8 protein-coding genes are annotated in these 8849 nt (G+C 68.2%); 2 read left to right on the top strand and 6 right to left on the bottom strand.

What is annotated here, in order from left to right; translation table 11 throughout:
• Positions 1-111: 111 nt before the first annotated feature.
• The 6 genes from ACFWPJ_RS16710 to ACFWPJ_RS16685 form a co-directional block, all read right to left on the bottom strand.
• Positions 112-543 (bottom strand): GyrI-like domain-containing protein, encoded by a 432-nt coding sequence (locus ACFWPJ_RS16710; protein WP_378852230.1) that lies wholly within the window; start codon positions 541-543, stop codon positions 112-114.
• Between the two features lie 2 nt (positions 544-545).
• On the bottom strand, positions 546-1007 hold the full coding sequence (locus ACFWPJ_RS16705) for a GyrI-like domain-containing protein (RefSeq protein ID WP_378852228.1): 462 nt from the start codon (positions 1005-1007) through the stop codon (positions 546-548).
• A 203-nt stretch (positions 1008-1210) separates the two neighbouring features.
• Entirely contained in the window at positions 1211-3553 is a 2343-nt protein-coding gene (locus ACFWPJ_RS16700; protein WP_378852226.1) for a transglycosylase domain-containing protein, read from the bottom strand.
• Positions 3554-3667: 114 nt separating this feature from the next.
• Positions 3668-4555 carry a carbohydrate ABC transporter permease gene (locus ACFWPJ_RS16695; RefSeq protein WP_378852234.1) on the bottom strand — a complete coding sequence of 296 codons (888 nt, stop codon included), beginning with the start codon at positions 4553-4555 and terminating at the stop codon, positions 3668-3670.
• 11 nt (positions 4556-4566) lie between these two features.
• Positions 4567-5544 carry a carbohydrate ABC transporter permease gene (locus tag ACFWPJ_RS16690; RefSeq protein ID WP_378852224.1) on the bottom strand — a complete coding sequence of 326 codons (978 nt, stop codon included), beginning with the start codon at positions 5542-5544 and terminating at the stop codon, positions 4567-4569.
• Positions 5545-5589: 45 nt separating this feature from the next.
• Positions 5590-6867, bottom strand: a complete 1278-nt coding sequence (locus tag ACFWPJ_RS16685; protein ID WP_189031437.1) for an ABC transporter substrate-binding protein — start codon at positions 6865-6867, stop codon at positions 5590-5592.
• Between the two features lie 154 nt (positions 6868-7021).
• Between ACFWPJ_RS16685 and ACFWPJ_RS16680 the strand changes: the two genes are divergently transcribed.
• Together ACFWPJ_RS16680 and ACFWPJ_RS16675 are read left to right on the top strand one after the other, a co-directional pair.
• Positions 7022-7822: a DUF2786 domain-containing protein gene (locus ACFWPJ_RS16680; RefSeq protein ID WP_378852232.1), complete on the top strand. Its 801-nt coding sequence runs from the start codon at positions 7022-7024 to the stop codon at positions 7820-7822.
• 297 nt (positions 7823-8119) lie between these two features.
• Complete coding sequence (locus ACFWPJ_RS16675; protein ID WP_378852222.1) at positions 8120-8644, top strand: TIGR04338 family metallohydrolase; 525 nt, start codon at positions 8120-8122, stop codon at positions 8642-8644.
• Positions 8645-8849 lie beyond the last annotated feature (205 nt).

The raw sequence follows: 8849 nt of genomic DNA, 5'->3' as shown, positions 1-8849 counted from the left end.
GGATACCCCAGCCGAGCGTCTGCGTGATCTACTTACCGTTTAACCATCGGTGTTGCGACGACCCCTTGAAACCGCCCGGTGTTTCCGTATAGCCCGGCCTTTCTCGTGTACTCAATCCAGCGAGACGTACACCTCGACACTCGTCGGGCCTGTGTACCGCTCGAGCTCCGCCGTGTGCGAGCGGGTGATGGTGCCCGCGCTCTCGGCCTTGATGACCTGGGCCCACGCGGTACGCAGCAGGTCGTACGGCTTGTCGGAGACGACGAACTTGGCATAGCGACCCGCGGGGATGCGAGTCAGCACATCACCGGAGTCGATGTCGTCGAGCCCGCCGACCTCGTAGCCGAGAACCGCGACCGCATGGTCGTTCTGGCCGATGTAGGCTGCCGCGCGGGGAACCGTCTTCTCCCTGGATAGGTACCGGTCCCAGGTGAAGTTCACCAGGTCGAGGTCGCGGGCGGTCACCTCGCGACCGGCCAGCGGCACGGTGAGTCCCGCGATCAGCCCGTCGGAGAGGGTGACGATCTCGAAGTCGACAGTCATGGCTATTCGCCGCCCTTCTCGTCGATCAGCGAAACGAAGATCTCGACCGTGCGCTCGTCCGGATACTGCTCGTAGTCGCCGGAGTACGCCCGCTCGAACTCGTCGGCGGCCTCGGCGTCCCAGATCTGGCGCCACAGCGCGACGATGGTGTCGCCGCGGCGCTCGCCGCTGGCGACGAAGCGGGCGTAGCGGCCTGCCGGGATGCGCGCGAGCACGTCACCGACCTGCAGATCGGCGAGGGTCTTGCACTCGTAGCCGACGATGTGGGTCAGGTAGGAGTTGATTTCCGTCGCGAAATCGACGTACCCCGTCGCGATCGGCCCCGGTAACTGCGGTCTCGCCAGCAGGTGCTGCCACGCCTCCACCACCTTGGCGCGGCGCGGCCCCTCCACGGCGAGCGCCGGACTGCGGAGCACAGTGCCCGCGATCAGCGTCTCGGGACGGTCAACGACATTGAAATCCACCTGCGTAGCCCCTATGTCTAGTCTCGTCGTCGCTCGAGCGCATATCTTTCCGCATGGATATGACAGGTTTCGCGCCGGGATCGTTCGACGCGCGGTGGCGTCGCGGCAAACCGGCGGTGCCGACTGGTCGGGCTGGTTCGCGCTCTGGCCAACGATGTTGCCATGTCCGTGGGGGCGTGGGGTCCGGGTGGCCAATCCGTGATCTATCCACCGTCGCCGCCGCCGAGCCCGGGGAACAATTCGCCAGGTGCCGAGGACGGGCGTGGCGCGGGCGGGATGATGATCAGCGGCGCCGGATTGCGTGACGAGGTGGTCGGCGGGCTGATGAGCTCCGGCGCCGGGTCGCGTGACGTGGCGGTCGGCGGGGTGATGAGATCCGGCACCGGGGTGCGCGGCGCGCGCGTCGGCGGGTTGAGGATGTCGTAGGGACTGCCACCGCCCGGCGCTGCGGGGGCGGGGGCCGGCACCAGCGAACCGCCGCGGCCGGGCAGCGCGGGCGTGGGGAACTGCTCGACCGGCGTGTCCGCCAGCGCGGTGTCCATCACCTGCTTCCAGATGTCGGAGGGCAGGCCGGATCCCCAGATCGCGCCGCCGCGCCCGCTGCGCAACGGCTGCGGCTGCTCGGTGCCGACCCACACCGCCGTCGACAGCGACGGCGTGTAGCCGATCATCCAGGCGTCCTTGTTGTCCTTGCTCTCGCCGAGCTGGGTGGTGCCGGTCTTGGCGGCCGACGGCCTGCCCTCGGCCAGGCCGTGCCCGTTGGAGTAGTTGGCGATCGGCATCATGGCCTGGGTGGTGGCGTCGGCGATGCTCGCGATGATCCGCTGCTCGGGCTCCGGAAGCTGAACGCCCACCCGGTCTTCCGGTGCGCCACGGTCGAGCAGCACCCGCCCGTCGCCGGTGCTCACCCGCTGCACGAAGTACGGCTGGTGGTACACGCCGGACGCGGCCAGGGTCGCGTACGCCGAGGCCATGTCGAGCGGGCGCACCAGATACTGCCCGAGCACGATCCCGTTGAGCGGGGGATCGCCTGCCTCGGTGAGGGTTCGGTCCTCCAGGCCGGGGATGTACTCGGGGATGCCGGCCAGGTGCGCGGCCTCGGCGACCGAGCGCGGGCCGTCGGCCATCGTCATGGTGAGGCGGTAGAAGCTGGTGTTCAGTGAGCGTTTGAGCGCCTCGGTGAGCGCGCAGCGTCCACAGGAATCGCCCTCGACATTGGTGATCGTGGTACCGCGGTCGACCACCGGCGAGCTGTCGATCGCCCTGGTCGTCGGAATGCCCTGCCGCTGGGCCGCGACGAGCGCGAAAACCTTGAACGACGAACCAGTTTGCAGCGGCGCCTGCGCGAAATCGAAGCCGGCGCCGTTCTCACCGCCGTAGTAGGCGCGCACCGCGCCGCTGCGCGGATCGATCGAGACCACCGCGGCGCGCAGTTCCGGCGGCTGCCACTCCAGCCGCTGACGCACGGTGTCGACGGCGCCTGCCTGCGCGACCGGGTCGATGGTCGTGGTGATCTGCAGTGCGCCCGTGTTGATGTCGGCGTCGGTCAGGCCCGCCGCGCGCAGCTCGCGCAGCACCTGGGTGCGGATATGGCCTTCGGGCCCGAGCGTCATCGGTTCGGCCGGGATATCGGGGAGCGGGATGATCGACGGGAATACCGTCGCGTCGCGGTCGCCGGGGGCGAGCACCTTCATCTCGATCATGCCGTCGAGCACGTACCGCCAGCGCGCTTTCAGCTGGTCGAGGTGATTCTCCGGGTCGAGCACCGAGGGCGAGCGGATCACCGCGGCGAGCACGGCCCCTTCGGCCAGGGTCAGCTCCGGCACCGGCTTGTCGAAATACGCCTTGGCCGCGGCGGCGATGCCGTATGCCCCGCGACCGTAGTAGATCGTGTTGAGGTAGGCGGCCAGGATCTCGTCCTTGCTCCACTGCCGCGCCATCTTCGCCGCGATGATCAGCTCGCGCATCTTGCGGGTGACGGTCCGCTCGGAGGAGAGGAAGGCGTTCTTCACGTACTGCTGGGTGATCGTCGAACCGCCACCGGCGTTGTCGTGGCCGAGCAGATTGTCGCGGGCGGCCCGCAGGAACCCGCTCGTCGAATAGCCGGGGTTGGTGTAGAAATTGCGATCCTCGGCGGCGAGCACGGCCTCACGCACGGGCAGCGGCACGTCGGTCAGCGGGATCGGGATCCGATTGCCTTTCGGCGGAATGAATTTCGTCAGCACGGTAGTGCCGTCGGCGGCCAGCACGGTGGCGGGCTGTTCGACGGCGACCTCGGCGGGCTCGGGGATCTCCGAGCTCCAGTAGATCGCGACGAACAGCAGGGCCGGCAGGCAGACGAAGATCACGAACAGTGCCGTGATCAGCCGCCGGATCTTCTGGCCCCTGGTGCGGGGTTCGGCGGCGGCCAGTTGCGCGGCCTGGGCTCGTCGCGCCGCGCCTTTGCGTGGCTGATCACGCCCCAGTGGATCCTTGAATCCGGCGATCGAGGAGTACGGCGCTTCCGGATCGGAACGCCTGCGCCCACCCTCGGAGGCCAAGACCATCTCCTTCCGGAGCGACGGAAGAACTCACCTGCACCGACAGGTGACTCTACCCGCCGGGGCCGGCGGAACCCGGGAGGTGCGCGTGGGGGCGGCCAACGCGCCGCCCCGCACCGATCAGCTCTTCACACCACCGGCGGTCAGACCGGAGATGATGCGGCGCTGGAACACCAGCACCATGATCACCAGCGGCACCGTGACGATCACGCCCGCCGCCATGATCGCCGCGTACGGCTGCACCAGCGGATCGTTGCCCGAGAACTGGGCGATCGCGACCGTGACCGGCCTGGTCTTCTCCCCGGACAGCAGCCGGGCCAGCAGATACTCGTTGATCGAGGCGATGAACGCCAGGATCGCGGTGGTGAACACCGCGGGCGCTGCCAGCGGCAGCATGATCAGCCGGAACGCCTGCGCCTTGGTCGCGCCGTCGATCCGCGCGGCTTCTTCCAGCTCCCAGGGCAGTTCGGCGAAGAACGACGCCAGGATGTAGACCGTCATCGGCAGCACGAAGGAGATGTTCGGGATGATCATCGCCTGGTACTCGCCGATCCAGCCCAGATCGGTGAACAGCTGGAACAGCGGCGTCACCAGCACGACCGCGGGGAACATCGAGGCCGACAGGATCAGCCCCGAGATCAGGTACTTGCCCGCGAACGCCATCCGGGCCAGCGCGTACGCGGCGAGCACGCCGAGCGCCAGCGCGACCGCGGTGGTCACCGAACCGATGATCACGCTGTTGAGCAGCGCCTGGCCGAAGTTGTTGCCGCGACTGGTGTCGAAGGCGTTGCGGAAGTTGTCCAGCGTGACGTGGGTCGGCCACGGCGTGCTGTCGAAGGTGTAGGCCTGATCGCGGAACGCCACGACCGTCATCCAGTAGAACGGCCCGAGGCCCCACACCAGCACGATCAGCACACCGAGGTACATCCGCACGGTGCCGATCCGCTTGCGCCACGACACCGGCTGCACCGGCGCTTCCGCGCGCTCGACGGGCGCCTCTTTCGTCATCGAGAGACTCATCAGTTCGCCTTCCGCTGTTCTTCCTGCGTGCGAACGGCGTTGGCGCCCAGCACCTTCACCAGCACGAACGCGATCGCGAAGACGAGCAGGAAGGTGATCGTCGAAAGCGCTGCGGCGCTGTTGGGGCCCTGGCGCACCTGCTCGACCACCAGGATCGACAGGGTGTTCGTCGAGGGGTTGCCCAGCGTCATGATCGCGGGCAGGTCATATATGCGCAGCGTATCCATGGTGCGGAACAGGACGGCAACCAGCAGTGCGGGCTTGAGCAGCGGCAGCGTGATGTGCACGAACCGCTGCCAGGCCGACGCGCCGTCGACCTTGGCCGCCTCGTACACATCGGCCGGAATCACTTGCAGCCCGGCCAGAATCAGCAACGCCATGAACGGGGTCGTCTTCCACACGTCGGCCACGACCACCGCGAACCGCGACGCCCACATATCCGAGGTCCATAGGATGTGCGTGCCGAGCACGCGGTTCACGACACCGTCGTACTGGAACATGAACTCCCACAACCGCGCGGTGACGGCGGTGGGAATCGCCCACGGGATCAGCACAGCGGCGCGCAACAGCGCACGGCCGCGGAAGGTCTTGCCCATCACGATGGCCATGCCGAGCCCGAGCAGGGCCTCGAGCGACACCATCACCACCGTGAAGAACAGGGTTACCCCGACCGCGGACCAGAACTGGGAGCCGAGCGTGCCGGTGGGGCACGACACCGTGCCCATGAGCGTGTTGCACTGCTGCAGCAGCCAGTGCGTGTAGTTGCTCAGCCCGGCGCTGCCACCTTCGACGAACATGCCGGTGGCCGGGTCGATCCCGGAGTCCTTCTGGAAGGACATGAAGATCGCCTGGACCACCGGATATCCGATGACCACGGCCAGCGCGACGAGCACCGGCGTGACGAAGAGCCACGCCTTGCCGGATCGTCGCAGTTCCAGCGCTAGCCCGCGCTGCTTGGCTCCCGAAGGATCCGACACCGTTACTACTCTCCTACGGTCTGGTCGGGTCCGCTGCGCGCTCCGCTACGAACCGGCGGTCTCGATGCCCTTTTGCATGCCGGCGACGGCGTCGTCGACGGACTTCGTGCCGTTCAGAGCAGCATAGGCGTTGTCCTGGATGGCCTTCGACACCGCGGGATAGAACGGGGTGACCGGACGCGGCACGGCGCTGGCGATGGATTCCTTCAGCGCGGGCAGGTACGGCATCTTCGCGATCAGGGCCGGGTCGTCGTAGAGCGAGGCGCGCACCGAGGGCAGCGCGCCCGAGGCGATGATCTGCTGGGCTTCTTCGCTGATCAGGTAGCGCACGAAATCGGCCGCGGTGGCCTTGTTCTTGGAGAACGCGCTGATCGCGGCGTTGTAGCCACCGAGGGTCGAGGCGCCGATGCCGGTGTTGCCGGGCAGCGGGGCGACGCCGAACTTGTCCTTCACCGAGGAGGTGTCGGCGTTGGCCTGGGCGTACAGGTACGGCCAGTTGCGCAGGAACAGCAGCTTGCCGGACTCGAACGCGCTGGCGCTCTCGCCTTCCTTGAAGGTGATGGCTTCCTTGGGGATGTCACCGTTCTTGTAGGCGTCGACGAGGACCTTCAGGCCCGCCTTCGACTCCGGGCTGTTCACGGTCGGGGTCTTGCCGTCGGCGCCGACGAAGCTGCCGCCGAAGGCGTTGATGACCTCGGAGGTGTTCACGGTCAGGCCCTCGTAGGGGGCGAGCTGACCGGCGTAGCAGCCGATGTTGTTGTCGCGGGCGATCTGGCACTGGCCGAGCATCTCGGTCCAGGTGCGCGGCGGGTTGGGGACCAGGTCCTTGCGGTAGTACAGCAGGCCGCCGTTGGTGTTGCGCGGGGCCGCGTACAGGGTGCCGTTGTAGGTGGCGCTGGCGACGGTCGGCGCGAGCAGCGGCGCGGTGTCGATGGCGAAGGTGTCCTTGAGCGGCTGGATCCAGCCCTTCGCGGCGAACTCCGCGGTCCACGGCACATCGAGGGCGACGACGTCGTAGCCGTCCTGCTTGGCGCGGAAGTGCTCGGCGAGGTCGTCGTGCTGCTGGTTGGCGTCGGCCGACTGCTCCTTGAACGTCACCTGCTCGTTCGGGTGCGCGGCGTTCCAGCGGTCGATGAGCTGCTTGACCACACCGGTTTCGGTGGTGTCCTTACCCTCGACGTAGGTGATCGGGCCGCGGCCCGTCAGGTTCTGGTCGAGCGCGTTGCCTCCGTTGTCGCTGGAGCAGGCACTGGCGAACGATGCGGTAAGCAACGCAATCGAGGCAGCAGCCATCGTCGCTCTCGGGACAAACTTCAAGGCCATCGCAGACACTCCAGGGTCGAGACGTGAGCAGCAGCACACCCGTGCGGTGCACAAGGCAACATACATGGTGGCGGGTCCTCGCGTCAGTTCACCGTCGGTGGGGTGCCCTACCCTCGACGGGGTGACCAGTCCATCGCCGTCGACGCCCGACCGGATGCTCACCCGGATCGGCGGTTTGCTGCGCAAGGCCGAGGCCACCGACAACGAACACGAGGCCGAGGCTTTCCTCGCCGCGGCCCAGCGGCTGGCCACGAAATCCTCGATCGATCTCGCGGTCGCCCGCTCCCACGTCGCCGACCGTGAGCGCAGGTCCACACCGGTGCAGCGGATCATCCCGATCGGCGAACCCGGTCGAAAGGGGCTGCGCACCTACGTCCAGCTGTTCGTCGCGATCGCCACGGCCAACGATGTGCGCTGCGATGTCGCCCGCAGTTCCGCCCAGGTGTACGCCTACGGTTTCGCCGCCGACATCGACGCCTGCGAAGCCCTGTACACGAGCCTGCTGATCCAGATGGTGCGGGCCTCGGATCACTACATCAAATCCGGTGCGTACCGGGAGGCGACGGTGGTCAAGATCGTCGCCGAGAAGCGCTTCGGGCGCACCGTGCGCCGCAAGGTCGAAGCCCCGGTGGCCGGGGTGACCGCGCGGCTGAACTTCCAGATGGCCTTCGCCGCCCGGGTCGGCGCGCGCCTGGCCGAGGTGAAGGCCGAGGTGGTCGCCGAGTCGACGCCGGCCGAATCGACCGGCACCGCACTGGCCCTGCGTGACAAGGAAGTAGCCCTCACCGACTTCTACACCGCCACCTCGGAGGCGCGCGGTACCTGGCGCGGACCCCAGACGTCCACCGGCCATTCCGCGGCAGCGCGCCGCGCGGGTGATCGGGCCGGGCGCACGGCACGGCTCGGCACGTCGCCGGAATTACCCGCCGCGCGGGCGAAACTCACGGGGCGATGAGACCTGACGGCTCTGCGCCGGTACCGGCTCGGCGAACAGCCCGGGCCGCCTGCCGCGCGGGTGAAACTCACGGGCTGATGCGAGCGCACGGCGATGACGATGCGCCGGAACAGGCTCGGCGGACAGGCGAAGCCGCACGACTGTGTGTCCCTGCATCGGCCGTGACCTGGGTAGCGCGGGCGCGGACGACCGGATGGACAGCTGGGCGACCTTCTCCGCGGTGTCCTACGTCAGTGGCTGCCGCGGCCGGTCGGAACGGCGGGTGTCTGTGCCTGTCGATGGCGGCCGGGGCATGCTGTGGCACCAGGTGATTCCCGTAAACATCGAGATACTCAGCGGGCCAAGGTCTATGACGCGGAGCAGCTGGTTCGGGGTGTCTTCGACCGGGCGCAGGAGTTCGGGCACCGCACCGTCGAGGTCTACGGTTCGCAGCTGACGCTGCCCGTCGAGCGCCGCTTCGCCTCCGTCGAGTCGGTGCAGTCCTACGTGGACAAGGTCCTGGCGCTGAATTGGGTGCGCGCGCAATGGGAAAGGGCCGGGCTACCGGTCCGGGTCCGCGCGCGGGCTGGGGCATCAGCCGCCCACTACGAACCCGCTGACGCGGTGCTTGCCGTCCCGCCGCACACCGGGGCGATCGCCTGGGCGTTGCGCGAGCTGGTGGTGTTGCACGAACTCGCCCACCACCTCGCACCTGCCGACGAAGCGGCGCACGGCCCCGAATTCTGTACGCGCTATGTCGAATTGGTCGACGGCGTGATCGGCCCCGAAGCGGCCCTGCTGATCCGGGCGACGTTCGCCGGTTGCGGTGTCCGATTCGGCTGAGGCGTGGTGCCGGGCGTGGGGCGTCGCACCGATGCCTCGGTGCATGCGCTGAGCATTCAGTAATCGCTCCGACGGCACCGATTTCGACCGTACGGCGGGAGAGTGAACGCTCAGCGCAGTGTTCCCCGGACGCGGGGGGGAGCGCCCGCGTCAGCGCCCCCGCGGGGGCGGGGGGGGGCGGGGCGAAATAGCGCCCCACACCCCG

This window comes from Nocardia sp. NPDC058497, from assembly GCF_042720195.1.
Lineage (GTDB): Bacteria > Actinomycetota > Actinomycetes > Mycobacteriales > Mycobacteriaceae > Nocardia.
This window is presented reverse-complemented; position numbering and strand designations above follow the sequence as displayed.

Excerpts from the sequence above, each read along its gene's own strand:
- ACFWPJ_RS16710 (WP_378852230.1), bottom strand. The coding sequence starts at position 543 with ATGACTGTCGACTTCGAGATCGTCACCCTCTCCGACGGGCTGATCGCG.
- ACFWPJ_RS16700 (WP_378852226.1), bottom strand. The coding sequence starts at position 3,553 with ATGGTCTTGGCCTCCGAGGGTGGGCGCAGGCGTTCCGATCCGGAAGCG.
- ACFWPJ_RS16695 (WP_378852234.1), bottom strand. The coding sequence starts at position 4,555 with ATGACGAAAGAGGCGCCCGTCGAGCGCGCGGAAGCGCCGGTGCAGCCG.
- ACFWPJ_RS16680 (WP_378852232.1), top strand. The coding sequence starts at position 7,022 with ATGCTCACCCGGATCGGCGGTTTGCTGCGCAAGGCCGAGGCCACCGAC.
- ACFWPJ_RS16685 (WP_189031437.1), bottom strand. The coding sequence starts at position 6,867 with ATGGCCTTGAAGTTTGTCCCGAGAGCGACGATGGCTGCTGCCTCGATT.